Annotated in this window: 12 protein-coding genes; 8 read left to right on the forward strand and 4 right to left on the reverse strand. The window is 69.1% G+C overall.

The features are described 5' to 3' along the window. Positions 1-22 precede the first annotated feature (22 nt). The 4 genes from rfbA to rfbC are packed head-to-tail and all read right to left on the reverse strand — an operon-like array spanning position 23 to position 3,382. Positions 23-913 carry a glucose-1-phosphate thymidylyltransferase RfbA gene (gene rfbA / locus D2N39_RS18415; protein ID WP_119136245.1) on the reverse strand — a complete coding sequence of 297 codons (891 nt, stop codon included), beginning with the start codon at positions 911-913 and terminating at the stop codon, positions 23-25. Next, positions 910-1,770, reverse strand: a complete 861-nt coding sequence (gene rfbD, locus D2N39_RS18420; RefSeq protein ID WP_233557260.1) for a dTDP-4-dehydrorhamnose reductase — start codon at positions 1,768-1,770, stop codon at positions 910-912. The genes rfbA and rfbD overlap by 4 nt, the downstream gene beginning before the upstream one ends. Further along, the gene (gene rfbB, locus D2N39_RS18425; protein ID WP_119136247.1) at positions 1,767-2,816 is read right to left on the reverse strand and encodes a dTDP-glucose 4,6-dehydratase; all 1,050 of its coding nucleotides are present in this window, start codon (positions 2,814-2,816) and stop codon (positions 1,767-1,769) included. The genes rfbD and rfbB overlap by 4 nt, the downstream gene beginning before the upstream one ends. Beyond that, positions 2,813-3,382, reverse strand: coding sequence for a dTDP-4-dehydrorhamnose 3,5-epimerase (gene rfbC, locus D2N39_RS18430; RefSeq protein WP_119136248.1), 570 nt, complete (start codon positions 3,380-3,382; stop codon positions 2,813-2,815). Before rfbC ends, rfbB begins: the two co-directional genes overlap by 4 nt. 244 nt (positions 3,383-3,626) lie before the next feature. On the opposite strand from rfbC, the gene D2N39_RS18435 reads away from it, so the two are divergent. The 8 genes from D2N39_RS18435 to D2N39_RS18465 all read left to right on the forward strand — a co-directional run bounded on the left by D2N39_RS18435 (position 3,627) and on the right by D2N39_RS18465 (position 15,437). After that, on the forward strand, positions 3,627-5,390 hold the full coding sequence (locus D2N39_RS18435; protein ID WP_119136249.1) for a glycosyltransferase family protein: 1,764 nt from the start codon (positions 3,627-3,629) through the stop codon (positions 5,388-5,390). 150 nt (positions 5,391-5,540) lie between these two features. Continuing rightward, entirely contained in the window at positions 5,541-6,077 is a 537-nt protein-coding gene (locus D2N39_RS22985; RefSeq protein WP_158589873.1) for a hypothetical protein, read from the forward strand. Between the two features lie 11 nt (positions 6,078-6,088). Continuing rightward, positions 6,089-7,165, forward strand: coding sequence for a glycosyltransferase family 2 protein (locus D2N39_RS18440; RefSeq protein ID WP_158589874.1), 1,077 nt, complete (start codon positions 6,089-6,091; stop codon positions 7,163-7,165). Then, positions 7,162-8,436 carry a glycosyltransferase family 2 protein gene (locus tag D2N39_RS23405; RefSeq protein WP_119136251.1) on the forward strand — a complete coding sequence of 425 codons (1,275 nt, stop codon included), beginning with the start codon at positions 7,162-7,164 and terminating at the stop codon, positions 8,434-8,436. The genes D2N39_RS18440 and D2N39_RS23405 overlap by 4 nt, the downstream gene beginning before the upstream one ends. Before the next feature lie 115 nt (positions 8,437-8,551). After that, entirely contained in the window at positions 8,552-10,045 is a 1,494-nt protein-coding gene (locus D2N39_RS18450) for a mannose-1-phosphate guanylyltransferase/mannose-6-phosphate isomerase (RefSeq protein WP_233557261.1), read from the forward strand. Positions 10,046-10,176: 131 nt separating this feature from the next. Further along, entirely contained in the window at positions 10,177-11,427 is a 1,251-nt protein-coding gene (locus D2N39_RS18455) for a hypothetical protein (protein ID WP_119136253.1), read from the forward strand. A 351-nt stretch (positions 11,428-11,778) separates the two neighbouring features. Beyond that, positions 11,779-14,637, forward strand: a complete 2,859-nt coding sequence (locus tag D2N39_RS18460; RefSeq protein ID WP_158589875.1) for a non-ribosomal peptide synthetase — start codon at positions 11,779-11,781, stop codon at positions 14,635-14,637. After that, complete coding sequence (locus D2N39_RS18465; protein ID WP_119136255.1) at positions 14,634-15,437, forward strand: hypothetical protein; 804 nt, start codon at positions 14,634-14,636, stop codon at positions 15,435-15,437. The genes D2N39_RS18460 and D2N39_RS18465 overlap by 4 nt, the downstream gene beginning before the upstream one ends. Positions 15,438-15,467 lie beyond the last annotated feature (30 nt).

Here is a 15,467-nt window from a genome sequence, read left to right on the forward strand (position 1 = left end):
GCCGTCCCTCGCCTTCCTGCCGTCACTCGTGTATCAGCCGCGCCAGATAGGCCCCGTAGTCATTCTTGGCAAACAGCTTCGCCCGCGCCCTGAGCGCCGCGGCGTCGATCCAGCCCTGTTCGAAGGCGATCTCGTCGGGGCAGCCCACCTGAAGGCCCTGCCGTTTTTCCAGTGTGCGCACGAAATTCCCGGCGTCGAGCAGGCTGCCATGGGTGCCGGTATCGAGCCAGGCATAACCGCGGCCCATGCGCTGCACCGTCAGTGTGCCCTCGGCCAGATACATCTCCAGGAGCGAGGTGATCTCCAGCTCGCCCCGCGCCGAGGGCTGCACCGCCCGCGCCTTGGCCGGTGCCGTGCCGTCCATGAAATAAAGCCCGGTCACCGCATAGTTCGATTTCGGCTTTTCCGGCTTCTCGATGATGCTTTCCACCCGGCCCTCGGCATCGAAGGCCACCACGCCATAGCGTTCCGGGTCCGAGACGCGATAGCCGAAGACCGTGGCGCCTTCCGGCTGGGCCGAGGCCTCGGCCAAAAGCTTCGTCAGCCCGTGGCCGAAGAAGATATTGTCGCCCAGCACCATGACCGAAGGCGCCCCGGCCAGAAACTCCTCGGCCAGGATATAGGCCTGCGCCAGCCCGTCGGGCGAGGGCTGGGTGATATAGGTGAGGCTCAGCCCCCACTGGCTGCCGTCGCCCAGGGTGCGGCAGAACTGGTCCTGATCCTGCGGCGTGGTGATCAGCGCGATCTCGCGGATGCCCGCCAGCATCAGCGCGGTCAGCGGATAATAGATCATGGGCTTGTCATAGACCGGCAGCAGCTGTTTCGACACGCCCTGCGTGATCGGATAAAGCCGCGTGCCGGAGCCGCCCGCCAGAATGATGCCCTTGCGCGAAAGCGCCGGTGCCTGCGTCATGAAAGTGCTCCAAGTTCTGTCAATGCGTCCGTGACCCCGGCCCGCCAGTCAGGGCGGGTGAGGCCGAAAATGGAAAGTCCCGCACAGTCCATCCGCGAATTCGCCGGCCGCCGGGCCGGGGTCGGGTAGGCGCTGGTCGGAATGTCACCGATACTACAGGAAAGCCCGGCCTGTGTCATGATCTCGCGCGCGAAACCGGCCCAGCTGACATCGGGCGCGCCCGAGAAGTGATAGGTGCCGCCCTTGCCCGGATCGGCCTGCAATTGCGCGGCGATGGCAAGGCAGGCCTTGGCGATGGCACGCGCCGGGGTCGGGCCGCCGATCTGGTCGGCCACCACGGTCAGGCTGTCGCGTTCCCGCCCCAGCCGCAGCATGGTCTTCAGAAAATTGTTGCCATGGGCCGAAAACACCCAGGAGGTGCGCAGGATCGCATGCACCCCGCCCGCGGCGCGCACGCCTTCCTCGCCCTTCAGCTTGGACCGGCCATAAGCCCCCAGCGGCGCGGTCGGGTGACCGGGGGCAAAAGGCGTCTCGCCCGCGCCGTCGAAAACATAATCGGTCGAGATATGGATGAAGGTAATGCCCAGTGCCGCGCATTCCGCCGCCATGGCCGCGGGCGCCGCGCCGTTCACCACGGTGGCGGCTTCTTCCTCGGTCTCGGCCTTGTCCACCGCCGTCCAGGCGGCGGCATTGATCACCGCTGCGGGGCCTGCGGCCCGGATCGCGGCGGCACAGGCGGCCGGGTCCATGAGATCGGCCCGGTCACGGCCCAGAAACAGCGCCTCCGGTGCGAGGCGCTGCAATTCGGTGGCCACCTGGCCGGTCTTGCCGAAAATCAGAAGACCGGCGCCGCTCATGCCTTGGTCCCGAGCCGCTGGCCGACCCCGTGGCGTTCCTGAAGCGGGCGCCACCAGGCCTCGTTGTCGAGATACCATTGCACGGTCTTCGCCAGACCTTCCTCCACCGTCACGCTGGGTTTCCAGCCCAGCTCGGTGCGGATGCGGGCGGGGTCGATCGCGTAACGCGCATCATGGCCGGGACGGTCGGTGACGAAGGTGATCTGGTCGGCATAGGAGCCTTCCGCCTTCGGACGCTTCTCGTCCAGAATGGCGCAGAGCGTCTTCACCAGTTCCAGATTGGTGCGCTCGTTCTCGCCGCCGATATTGTAGCTGCGGCCCAGCTCGCCCTTTTCCACCACTGTCAGCAGCGCATCGGCGTGATCCTCGACATAAAGCCAGTCGCGGATATTGCTGCCATCGCCATAGATCGGCAGCGGTTTGCCGGCCAGCGCGTTGAGGATGATCACCGGGATCAGCTTTTCGGGGAAGTGATAGGGCCCGTAGTTGTTGGAGCAATTGGTCAGGACGACCGGCAGGCCATAGGTCTCGGCCCAGGCGCGGACCAGATGGTCCGAGGCGGCCTTGGAGGCCGAATAGGGGCTGCGCGGGTCATAGGGCGTCTCTTCGGTGAACTTGACCGAAGGATCGGCGGGCAGCGAGCCGAAGACCTCGTCGGTGGAAATGTGATGGAAGCGGAAGCCCGCGGGCCTGCCCTTGCGCATCCAGTATGCGCGCGCGGCCTCCAGCATGTTGTAGGTGCCGGTGATATTGGTCTCGACGAAATCGCCCGGCCCGTCGATCGAACGGTCCACATGCGATTCGGCGGCCAGATGCATCACCACATCGGGGTCATGCGCGGCAAAGATGCGGTCCAGCGCGGCGCGGTCGCGGATGTCGGCATGTTCGAAGGCGTAAAGCGGGCTTTGCGCCGCCCCGGCCACATTTTCCAGACAGGCGGCATAGGTCAGCGCATCCAGATTGACCACGGCATGCCCGCGCGCGATGGCCAGCCGCACCACGGCCGAGCCGATGAACCCGGCGCCGCCGGTCACGAGGATCTTCATTTGTCACCCTCCCAGGTGAAAGGGCTGTCAAAACCGGCGAGCAGCGGCGCCACCGCATCCTTGTCGGACAGCACGGGTTGTGTAGGGCCCAGCCCCCAGTCGATGCCGATGGATGGGTCATCCCAGCGGATGCCGCCATCGCAGTCGGGCGCATAGAGGTCGGTGCATTTGTACTGCACCTCGCAATCGGGGGTGCGTGTGACAAAGCCGTGAAGGAAGCCCTTGGGAATCAGCAACTGCCTGCCGTTTTCCGCCGAAAGCTCCTCCCCCACCCATTTCCCGTAGGTGGGCGACCCCTTGCGGATATCGACAGCCACATCGAAGATCACGCCGCGGGTGCAGCGCACCAGCTTGTCCTGGGCATGCGGTGGACGCTGGTAATGCAGCCCCCGCAGGGTGCCCGGCGTGGCCGAGAAGGAATGGTTGTCCTGCACGAAGCCCATATCCAGCCCCGCCTCGGCCATCCGGGCCGCGTTCCAGGTCTCGCTGAACCAGCCGCGCGCGTCCCCGAATCTCCGGGGCGAAATCACCACGACACCCGGTAGCGCCGTCTGTTCGATCTGCATAATCAATTTCCTTCGGCAAAGGATAGCCTGTTCCCTAGCCCAGCCATATCAGCATGACAACCCGCGTGTCGCGGGGGCTTGTGGAACCTCTCCGGCGCCTCCCATACTGGGCAGGATCGCACGCTTCGCAGCCGCAGATGTGTCAGAATGGCCGGCAGGTTTCCGCCCCCCGAAAGGCAGATGCCCGCCAATATGGCAAAAAATAGTGAACCCTGCCCACCGAAGGTGCCGAGGAGGTGAAAAAATGAGCAGCGCCCGCCCGGCCTTCCCCCTCCCCGGACCGGGAGTGCTGGCCGCACGGATCGCAAAACTCTGTGCCCTGCCGGACGAGACCGCCCTGACCGTGGCGCGCGGGCTGCTGGCCCCCGGCACGGGGCGGTCGCCCAGCGCGCTGGCGGCGCTGCGCGGGTTCTGCCCCGAGCCGGACGCGCTGCTGCGGCTGGTCTGCCTGTTCGAGGCGCCCGCGACCGCGGCGGCGCAACCGGGCGGGCCGCTGCTGGCGCATCTGGCGGGGGGCTGGCGGCGCGGGGAGGCACCCGCCCCCTGGTTCGACCCGACCGGCTACGAGGTGCTGAGCGCGGCGCGGCGCGACCCGCAGGAGGCGGCGATCCTGCATTACGCGCGCGAGGGCTGGGCGCGGGGGCTGGACCCCGATCCGCGCCAGATCCGCGGCGGGCTGACGGCGGGCGCCAGCCTCGTGCTGGCGGTGCAGGACGGGGCCGAGGCCGGGCCCGCGCTGGCACTGATCCGGCGCGGCCTTGCCGGCAAGGCTGCCGGTCAGGGGCCGGAGGGGGCCGAATGTCTGGTGCTGGATGCCAGCCCCGGCCATGCGGTCGCGCATATGCTGACCCGGCTGCCCGAGGGGATGGCCGCGCTGCGGGCGGGGCTGCTGCGGCTGGTGCTGGCCGATGCCGGCACCGATGCCGCCGAGCTGGGCCGGATCCTGCAGGCCGAGGCGGCGGGGCCGGTCCTTCTGCGGCCACTGCCGCGGCCCGATCATCCGCCGGTGCCGGTGCCCGCCCCGCCGCGCGCGGCGGCGCTGCATCTGACCGGGCGGCGGCAAAGGCTGCGGCAGGGCGAGATCGCACCGCGCCTGACCATCCGCTGCCCCGCCCCCGATCCGGCGCGGGCGCATCGCTGGGGCGACTATCACTTCGCGGGCAGCCTTGCCGTGGCGCTGCGCGCCGAAGGGGTGACGGTGCGGGTGGCGCTGGCCGAGGACTGGGAGATGCCGGAGGATTCCGCCCCCGATGCCACGCTTCTGCTGCGCGGGGTGCGGCGCTGCCGCCCGCGCCCCGGCCCGGTGAACCTGATGTGGATGCTGAGCCACCCCGACCGGGTGGAGGCGCCGGAACTCTTGCGTTACGACCATGTCTTCGTGGCCTCGCTGCCCCATGCGGCGGCGCTGAAACCGCTGATGGGCGCGCGGGTCTCGGCCTTGCTGCAATGTTCCGACCCCGACCGCTTCGCCCCCGATACGCAGACCGGCGCGGCGCGGCAGGCCGAGGCCAGCCTGCCCGCCCATCCGCTGCTTTTTGTCGGCAATTCGCGCCGGGCCGACCGCTGGATCGTCTCGGCCGCGCTGGCCACCGGGCATCCGCCCGCGATCTACGGCGCGGAATGGGAGGATACCCCGGCAGAACCCTTCGTGCGGGCGCAATCGCTGCCCAATGCCAGCCTCGGCGCCTATTACCGCCGGGCCAGAATCGTGCTGAACGACCACTGGCCCGACATGGCGGCACGCGGCTTCGTCTCGAACCGGCTGTTCGACATCGCCATGGCGGGGGGGTTTCCGCTGTCGGACGGGTTCGAAGGGGCGGGCATGTTCTTCGGCCAGTTGCCGCAGGTGCGCGATGCCGCCGAACTGGACCGCGCGATCCGCCATTTCACCGCGCGCCCGGCCGAACGCGCCGCCCGCGCGGCCGCGCTGCATGCGCTGGTGCGCCATCGCCATACCTTTGCCGCCCGCGCCCGGCGGATCACCGCCCGCCTGCGGGAGCTGTTCTGAGACCCGCACCGCACCGCCGTCGGCACCCGCGCCGATTGACAAGCCCCGCCCCCGGCCCGTAACTCGGGCCTGACCTGTCGCACCCGGCCCGGAACCGGGCCAGAATTCCCTGCGGGGCACATGCCCCCGAGAACCGCTGAGGAACCACGTATGACCCACAGCCTCGATCTCGGCCCGGAAGCCGGCATCAATGCCCGTGTGGCGGAACTGCGCGCGCTCGACCGTGCCACGGCCCCGCTGCCCGCGGGGGAACCGCTGGTCCCGGGCGTCTTTTTCAACACCGATCCCGAGGCGCCGACCGGCATCGCCATCGAAAGCCGCCCCGGCGCGCTGATGCGGGCCGAATTCACCGTGCCCGCAGGCGCGCGCTGGCTGGCGCTGCATATCGCGCTGGAGGAATGCGATCTGTCGGGTCGGATGATGTTCGGCCTTGTCTGCCGCTCCGCCGCGCCGCAATCGACCACCTTCCGCCCCTGCCTGCGCACCGGCACGGCCGAAGGCTTCCGCGACATCTTCTTCCGCAAGACCGCCATCGCCTATGCGGAACCGAGCCTGCATCTGGATGCGCTGGTGATCGACGATCACCCCGATCTGGCCGCCCCCGCGCCCTGGCGCGAGCTGGTGCTGTTCTTCCGCCCCGAAACCGCAACGATCGACCTGCAGGATCTGCGGGTCTTCGTGATCTGACGGGGCCGGGCATGGGGGCCGAGATGCAGGCCGATACGGTGGCCGCTTCCGAACCGGGGCCCGAAGCAGGGTCTGTACCCGCACCGACACCGGCACCGGCCCTGCCGCTGTCGGTTGTCATTCCGGTCTGGAACGACCCCGAGGGGCTGGCGCGGCTGCTGCCCGTGCTGACCGCCCTGCCGGGTGTGGCGCAGATCATCGTGGTTGACGATGCCTCGGATGTGCCGGTCGGCGCGAAAAGCATCGGCCTGCCCGGTCTGGCGACGGATTCCCGCATCCTGTGGCTGCGCAGCGCGACCCAGAAGGGCGCGGGCCATGCCCGAAACCTCGGCCTTGCGCGGGTGGACTGCCCGCATGTGCTGTTCTTCGATTCCGACGATCTGCCGCTCCCCGGCCTGACCGCGCTGCTGGCCGATCTGGCCGCCCTGCCCTCCGAAGACGCGCCCTTCGATTTCTGCCTGTTCCGCCATATCGACAGCCGCACCCGCGCCAGTGGCACGCCGGGGCCGCTGGCGGGCGACCAGCGGCTGTGGGATCTGCTGCGCGCGGCCGAGGCCCCGGCTCTGATCGACCGGGCGCAGGCCGCGCGGATGGTGCGCATCGCCGCCTATCCCTGGAACAAGATCTACCGCACCGCCTTTCTGCGCGCGGCCGCCATCCGCTGCACCGAGATCCCGGTGCACAACGATGTGGAACTGCACTGGACCGGCTTTTTCCATGCCCGGCGCATCCTCGTCTCCACCCGCGAGGGCTGCGAGCATTTCGTGGCGCAGGGCGGCAGCCGGCTGACCAACCGCAGCGGGCTCGACCGGTTCGAGGTGTTTCACGCGCTGGAGGCGGTGCAGGCGGCGCTGACCGCCTCGGGCCCGCGGGCGGCGGCCTTCGGCGATGCGGCGGCGGAATTCTACCTCAACCTCTTTCGCTGGATCGACGAGACGCTGGAACCCGAACTGCGCGCCACCTTCCGCTGGCGGGCGCAGGATTTCCTGCGCCGCGCCCTGACGCCCGCGCTGTTCACGCTTGTCGCACAGGCCGACCCGGATCTGGCCGGGCGGATCAACCGTTTTCTGGCGGAGGGCCGGACATGAGCCGCGAGATGCCGCTGGGCTTCGTCGTCACCAGCTACAACATCCTGCCCTATATCGACCGCTGCCTCGACAGCCTTGCCGCCTGCGTGCGGCCGGGCGACCGGGTGGTGCTGGTGGATGACGGATCTTCCGACGGCAGCGCCGAACGCATCGCCGAACGCGCCGCGGCCGGTCTGGGCGCCGGGGTGACGGTGACGCCCGTCCTGTTCGGCACCAATACGATCGGCGGGGTCGGCATCGCGGGCAATACCGGCATGGCCGAGGTGCTGGCCGATCCGGCGCTGGCGGGGCTGTTCTTCGTCGATGGCGACGACTGGCTGGAGGCGCCGGGCTTCCATGCCTGCCGCGCCGCCTTCGAACGCTCGGGCGCCGATATCCTGATCGGCAATTACGCCGAATATGACGAGGCGAAGGACAGCCACCGCCGCCCGGCCGATGCCGCCCGCTGGGCACGGGTGCCCGCCCTGCGGCGCGGCGGCACCGGCGAGGCGGCGCGCGATCTGGCGCTGGCCATGATCGCCGTGCCCTGGCGCAAGTTCTATCGCAGCGATTTCCTGCGCCGCCACGGGCTGCGCTTCCCCGAGGGGCGGTTCTTCTTCGAGGACAACCCGTTTCACTGGGCGGTCTGCCTGAAGGCCGAAAGCATCGCCTTCCACGATGCGCTGCTCTGTCAGCACCGGATCAACCGGCCCGGACAGACCATGGCCTCGACCGGGGCCGAGCTTGCGGCCTTCTTCGATCATTACCGCACGATCCGCGGGCTCCTGCCCACTGGCGATGAAACCGCCCGCGCGGGCACCGCGCTGGACTGGCTGCTGAACAACATGGCCTGGCATGTGGAGCGGCTCGCCCCCTCCGCCTACTGGGCCTATGCTGGCCGCGCGGCGCAGGTTCTGGCCGAGGTGCCCGAGCCGGTCTGGCAGGCCGCGGCCGAGCGTTTTGCCAGCACCCAGATCGGCGCGGTGGCGGGTGCCCTGCGCCGGGGCGATGTCCCGGGCGTGGTGGCGGTCTGGGCGGCCAGCCGCACCCAGAGCCTGCTGTCGGGCGTGCAGTCGCATCTGCGGCGGCTGGAAACCGCGCTTGCCGATCAGGGCCAGCGCACCGGGGCGCTGGAACGGCAAATGCGGATCGGGCAGGAAATCGCCCGCTATGCAGCGCTGCGCGACCTGCCGATGCCGGACCTGCCGCCCGCCCTGCCCGCCAGCCTGCTGCCCGAGATGGCCCCCGAGATGGCCGGAGAAGACGGCGACGCGGGCCCGCTGCAATCCTGATCCGGCGCGGGGGGACGCGCGCGGCACTGGGGGGCACGCGCGCCCCGCCCGCGCCACAAAACCGCCATTCGCCCCCGGCACATTGCGCCATCCCGCGATCCCCGAGGCCCGTTCCGTGACTGCCCAAGCTGTGCCCCCCTCCGCCCCCCCGTCGCCCCGGTCTCCGGTCGTGCATCCCGTGCTGCTGTGCGGTGGCTCCGGCACCCGGCTCTGGCCGCTGTCGCGCAAGAGCTATCCCAAGCAGTTCGCGCCGCTGACCGGGGCGGAAAGCCTGTTTCAGGCCTCGGCCCGGCGTCTGGCGGGGCCGGGTTTTGCCGCGCCGCTGGTGGTGACGGCCAGCGATTTCCGCTTCATCGTGCTGGAACAGCTGGCGCAGATCGAGACCGCGCCCGCCGCGCTGCTGATCGAACCCGCCCCGCGCAACACCGCTCCCGCCATTCTGGCCGCCGCGCTGTGGCTGGCGGCGGATGACCCCGGCGCGCTGCTGCTGGTCGCGCCCTCGGATCATGTGGTGCCCGATGCCGAAGGCTTCCGCGCCGCCGTTGCCGCCGCCCTGCCTGCCGCTGCCGCAGGCCGCATCGTCACCTTCGGCATCCGCCCCGACCGGGCCGAGACCGGCTATGGCTGGCTGGAGCCCGAGGGCAGCGCCCCGGCGGATTTCACCGCCCCCGCGCCCCGGCCGCTTTGCCGCTTCGTCGAGAAACCCGATGCCGCCACCGCCGCCGCCATGCTGGCCGATGGCCGCCATCTGTGGAATGCCGGGATCTTCCTCTTTACCGCCGCCACGCTGATCGCGGCTTTCGAAGCCCATGCCCCGGTCCTGCTGGCGGCGGTGCGCGCCTCGGTCGCGGGCACGCAGCCCGATCTGGCCTTCCAGCGGCTTGACCCTGCCCCCTGGGAGGCGGTCGAGGATATCTCGATCGACTATGCGGTGATGGAAAAGGCCGGCAATCTGGATGTGCTGCCCTATGGTGGCGCCTGGTCCGATCTGGGCGGCTGGGAGGCAGTCTGGCGCGAGACCGGCCCCGATGCCGCAGGCGTGGTGACGCAGGGCGCGGTGACCGCGCTCGGCTGTGCCGACAGCCTGCTGCGCAGCGAGGCCGAGGGGCTGCAACTGGTCGCCATCGGCGTGAAGGATCTGATCGCCGTGGCCATGCCCGATGCCGTGCTGGTGGCCGACCGCGCCCATGCGCAGGATGTGAAGCTGGCGGTGGCCCGGCTGAAGGCCGGGGGCGTGGCGCAGGCCGAGGAATTCCCCCGCGACCACCGGCCCTGGGGCTGGTTCGAAAGCCTTGCCCGCGGGCCACGCTTTCAGGTCAAGCGCATCCTCGTGCACCCCGGCGGACAGCTGAGCCTGCAAAGCCACCATCACCGCGCCGAACACTGGATCGTGGTCGAGGGCACCGCACGGGTCACCATCGGCGATGAGGTGCGGCTGGTGACGGAAAACCAGTCGGTCTATATCCCGCTGGGGGTCCGGCACCGGCTGGAAAACCCCGGCAAGCTGCCCATGGTGCTGATCGAGGTGCAGACCGGCAGCTATCTGGGCGAGGATGACATCCAGCGCTACGAGGATGCCTATGCCCGCGGTCCGGGCACCCGCGGCTGACCGCGGCCCCAAAGCAGGCAACCCGCGCACCGAAAGCCCCGGACCCGCCGGTCAGGCTGGATTCCCTGACGGAAATCCGCCAGAAAGCCCCGGTGCCCGGATCGGCCGGGCCGGAACGGAAATGACGCGGCATGAAACTGATCCTGCATATCGGCACCCCGAAGACCGGCACCACCAGCATGCAGCGCTGGTTCGCGCAGAACCGCGCCGCGCTGACGCAGCAGGGCATCCGCTATGCCCGCGCGCCGGGGGCCGAGAACCATCGCCGCCTGATGGCCTATGCCCGCGATACCGACAAGCCCGATGAAAGCTTCGCCCGTTTCGGCATCACCTCGGACGAAAGCCACGCCGCATTCCGCAACCAGCTGCAACGCGCCATCGCCCGCGAGGTCGAGGCCCATCCGGGCATGCGCTGTTTCGTGATGTCGAACGAACATATCTACAGCAAGATCGACCGCCGCCCCATGGCCGAGCGGCTGCACGCGCTGCTGGCGCCGCTGTTCGACGAGATCGAGGTCTGGCTGCATCTGCGCCCGCAGGTCGATCTGCTGATGTCCAATGCCTCGCAGCTGATCCGCATGGGGCGGCATATCACCGCCGCCAGCCTGTCGCGCCCGGCCATCGCCCCCGACAACCGCTTCTATGGCTACGGCCGGTTTCTGGATGAATGGGAGCCGGTCTTCGGTGCCGGAAATATCCGGCTGATCCCCTTCCGCCGCCGCCCCGACATCACCCGCGCCCTGATCGAGGATCTGGGCATCGACATGACCGGCCTGACCGAGCCGGAACGGGTGAATACCGCACTGGACTGGCGGGCGGTGGCGCTTGGCAATACGATCAACCGCAGCCTTGCCGCCGCCGGCCATCCGCAGCGGGTGGACTATTTCATCGACGAGATGCCCGGCCGCGAGAAGGTGCAGCCCGGCCGTGCGCAGGCCCGGCAGATCCATACCCGCTTCGAGGAAGCCAACCGCGCGCTGGAGGCCCGCCACCCCGAACTGCCCGCCGCCGACCTGACCCCCGACTGGGACGCCTATCCCGAAGAGGGCAACCTGCATCTGCTGGATACGCCCTGCCCCTTCGAGCCGCAGCTTGGCCATATGGTGCGCCGCTTCACCGAAGAACTGCTGCGCGAACGCTGGCTGCGCCACAGCGCCGAGTTGCGGCTGGCACAACAGCGCAAGGACACGGCCGCGGTCCAGCGCCAGCGGCAGAAACGTGCCGATGTGGCGAAAGAGATGAAACGGCTGGGAATCGAGCCCCCCGCCCCCGGCCCGGCCACCGCGAAAGCCGCAGACCCCGCCGGGCCCACGAAAGGCCCGCAGGCGGGCAAACCTGCCCAGAAGGCCAAGACCCCGCGGAAGGGTGCCGGGAAATCCTGATTTTCCAAAGGCATGAATTGAGACCCCGCCCCGGTGCGCCGCGGCGGCGCCCCCGCACGGCGTATTGCTGGCGGCGCAGACAGGCGCCAGCCTTCGTGGCGCGGCACAACCGGGGCAGCGGATCGCCGCGGGCCTCTGGTGGTGCGGCAGACCTTTTCAAACCGCCTCGGGACTGTGCAATTCCCGGTGGCATTTGGTGACGGTGGCGGCTATCTCGGTGCCAGTATCTTTCCAGACCGGGCGGCGGCTGCCGGAAGGCAGACGGCCTTGCCCGACAACCCGAGACAAGACATGCAGAGTTTCCTTCAAGCACCCGGTCAGGCACCCGGTGCCGGTTTTGATGAGGGCGACATGTCCCGCTTTCTGGCCATTCCCGCACAGGGGCCGTGGCGGGCCTGGCATGATTTCGCCGCGCGGATGCGGCAGACACCGATGGCGCTGGCGATCCGGGTCGAAGGGCGCGACTATACCTATCGGGAACTGGGCGAACGGGCCTTGGCACTCGCGGCAGAGATCGGCGCGCGGGAAACCCCGGACAGCCGCGGCGTGACCGCGATCTATGCCGACCGCAGCATCGAAAGCTATGCGGGCGTGCTGGCGGCACTGATGCTGGGCCATGCCTATGTGCCGCTGAACCCGATCTTCCCCGATCTGCGCAACCGGCTGATCGTCACGCTCTCGGGCGCCTCTTTCCTTGTCAGCAGCACGCAGGCGCGGGCGCGGGCCGAGGCCATTCTGGAAGAGACCGCCGGGGTCGGGCTGGTCGCGGGTCTGCCCGCCCCCGCCCCCCTGCCAGAGCGGCGCCATGACAATCCCTTCGCCTATATTCTGTTCACCTCGGGCAGCACCGGCCAGCCCAAGGGCGTGCCGATCCGCCATGACAACCTGCATGCCTATCTGGTAGCCGCCAATCAGGTGGCGGATTTCGGCCCCGAAGACCGCTTTTCACAGAATTTCGACCTGACCTTCGATGTCTCGGTCCATGACCTGTTCATCGCCTGGCGGGCGGGCGGGCAGTTGATGGTGCCAAGCGCGCGCGATCTGGAACGGCCTGCCGATTACGTCTGGCGCGACCGGGTGACCTGCTGGTTCTCGGTGCCCTCGCTTGGCCAGAAGATGAGCCTTCAGGGCGCGCTGGTCCCCGGCGCGCTGTCGCAGTTGCGGCTGTCCTTCTTCGTGGGCGAGGCGCTGCCGCTGGCGCTGGCCCGCGCCTGGCAGCGGGCGACCTGTCAGCGGGTGGAAAACTGGTATGGCCCGACCGAGGCCACCATCGTCTGCCTGCGCTACCGCCTGCCCGAACCCGGCCAGACGGTTCAGGCGCCGCTGGACCTGACGCCGATCGGGGCCTGCCTGCCGGGAATGCGGGCGCTGGTGCTGGACGAGGCGGGCCAGCCCGTCGCACCGGGCGGCATGGGGGAATTGCTGGTTGCCGGGCCGCAGGTGGCCGAGGGCTATCTGAACGATCCCGAACGGACCGCCCGCGCCTTCGTGCGCCTGCCCGGCGAGGACGGGATCTGGTATCGCACCGGCGACCGGGTGGTGGTTGCCGCGCCGGACGAATTGCATTTCGTGGACCGGATGGACAACCAGATCAAGATCCGCGGCTACCGGGTGGAGATCGGCGAGATCGAGGCCACCATCCGCAAGCTGACCGATGGCTGCAATGCCGTGGTGGTGCCCTTGCCGCTGAAATCGGCCAATCCCACCGCGCTGGTCGCGGCAGTGGAAGGCTGGCGCGGCGATGACGCTGCGCTGCATGACAGGGTGAAGGCGGTGCTGCCCGCCTATATGGTGCCAAGCGCCTTCCGGCATTTCGACGAATTTCCGCGCAACGGCAGCGGCAAGGCCGACCGCCCGCGCATCGGCGAACTGGTGGCCGAGCCGCAGACGGAGCGGAAGCCCGCCGCCCGAAAACCGGCTAACCTGAAATCCGCCCCCGCGCAGACCTCCCCTGCCGCGCCCAAGGACGCCGCCCCGCCCATGGTTCCGATCCGCAAGTTCCTTGTCGATACCGCGATGCGGATCAATCCCGCTCTCAGCCGCGCCGCCATTCTGGAGGCGGTGAACCTGATGGATGCGGGAATGGATTCGCTGGCCTTCACCGAATTCGCGCTAACCATCGAAAAGACCTATGGCATCCCGCTGGATCAGGATCAGGTGTTCCGCCTGTCGGAAATGCCGGTCGCCCGGCTGGTCCGCTTCGTGAAGAAGCATCAGGAACAGGCGGAAGCCGAGGCCCCGCAGCCCGCGGCCCGCCAGAAGAAGGCGCCGGGCAAGGCCGCAAAGCAGACGGGCAAGGCGGATCAGGCCACGGATGCCAAGGCACGCAAGGCGCAGAAGACGCTGGACATCCGTGCCCGCCGGGTCATCGAATGCCTGACCCATCTGCCCGCCTTCCTCGAAACCGCGCCGCATCCTCTGGCGCTGTTCTTCGGTTCCTCCGGCACGATGAACGCCATTTCCACCACGGTGGCCGAAGAAGAGGCGCAGAAACGTGGCAGCCCGGTCACCGCGATCAATTTCGGCACGGCCTCGCTCAGCAATCTGGGCACGGCGGAACTGGTGCTGCATGCCTGCGAGGTGATCCGCCGCAGCGGCAGGCCGGTGGCCTTTGCGGTTTTCGAGCTGGAACCCTCTGAACTGAGCACCCTGCCCTATCCGGCCCATTCCGAGATCGTGGACAAGTATCTGGCCGGGCATTTCCGGCTGGGCAAGGTCCGCTCGGGCGATACCCGCAGCCGCTGGGCGCCGGAATGGGGCGGCGATCTGGGTCCGCTGGCCCGGCCCGATACGCCCGAAGACACGGCCCCCGATGAAGAGGATGTGACCGCCGGAGCGGGCTGGATCAAGAAACGCGAGCGCGAGGACCGCGATACCTTCCTCGGCAAGCGCGATTTCATCCCGATGGAGATCGAGATCTGGCTGACCGCCTGGCGTGCGATTGCCGGGCTGACCGACAATTGCACCGCCTTCGTGCATCCGATCCGCGCCGAAAAGGTTGGCACGCCGGATCTGGCGGACCCCGGCAACCGCTTCAGCGCCCTGCTGCGCCGGATCACCGACAGCACGGGCACGCAGGTGGTTCTGCCCGCCGAATTCGGCCTCGTTCCCGGCGATTTCCGCGATTACAACCACACCAACCGCTCCACCGGGCCGATGAAGCTGACCACACGGCTGGTCGGCGCGGCGCTCGACCGGATCGGCAGATGATCCGCCGCGCCACCGTTGCGCTGCTGCTGGCCCTGCTGGCGGTTTCGGCACTGGCCCCCGCCGTGCGGGCCGGGACGGTGACGATGACCGTCGATGGCCGGCCCTTCGATCTGGTGCAGCCGGAGGGGGCGACCGGCCCGCTGCCGCTGATCCTCGCGCTGAGCGGGGTGGGCGGCACGGCCGACCGGATGCAGCGCGACCTGCCCCTGACCGGGACCGAGGCTGCCGTGCCCTTCCGCGTGGCCTATCTGACCGCGACCAGCTTTCAGGCGGCAAGCGGCAAGCGCATCATCGCCTGGAATGACGGCGTGTGCTGCGGCACCGGCATCCGGCCGGACAGTGACGATTCCGCCTATCTGGCCGATGTGGTGGATCATCTGGCCGCGCTTGGCCTGATCGGGACGGGCCGCACGGTCGCGGTGGTGGGTCATTCGAACGGCGCGCAGATGGGCTATCGCTTCACCTGCGAACATGGCGAACGGGTTTTCGCGCTGGTCGCCATTTCGGGCGGGCGGGCGGAACAGGGCTGCACCGGGCTTCAGGGTCTGCGGGTGCTCAATATCAACGGCACCGCCGACACCCGCTATCCGGTGACGGGCGGGGTGAACCCTTTCGATCCGCGGATCGTGCATGACAGCCCGAAAGCCGCCGGACAGAGCCTTGCGGCGGCCGGGGCCAGCTTCCGGCTGGATCTGGTGCCCGGCGCGCGGCATTCCATGGCCAGCATCGACCGCAGGCTGGCCACCACCACCGGCAGCGGCCTTGCCGCGACAGTGCTGGATTTCATCTTCACCGAATAGGCGGCCTGCAAGGCGCGCAGGGATACGTCA

It is taken from the genome of Gemmobacter lutimaris (genome assembly GCF_003570715.1).
Lineage (GTDB): Bacteria > Pseudomonadota > Alphaproteobacteria > Rhodobacterales > Rhodobacteraceae > Gemmobacter > Gemmobacter lutimaris.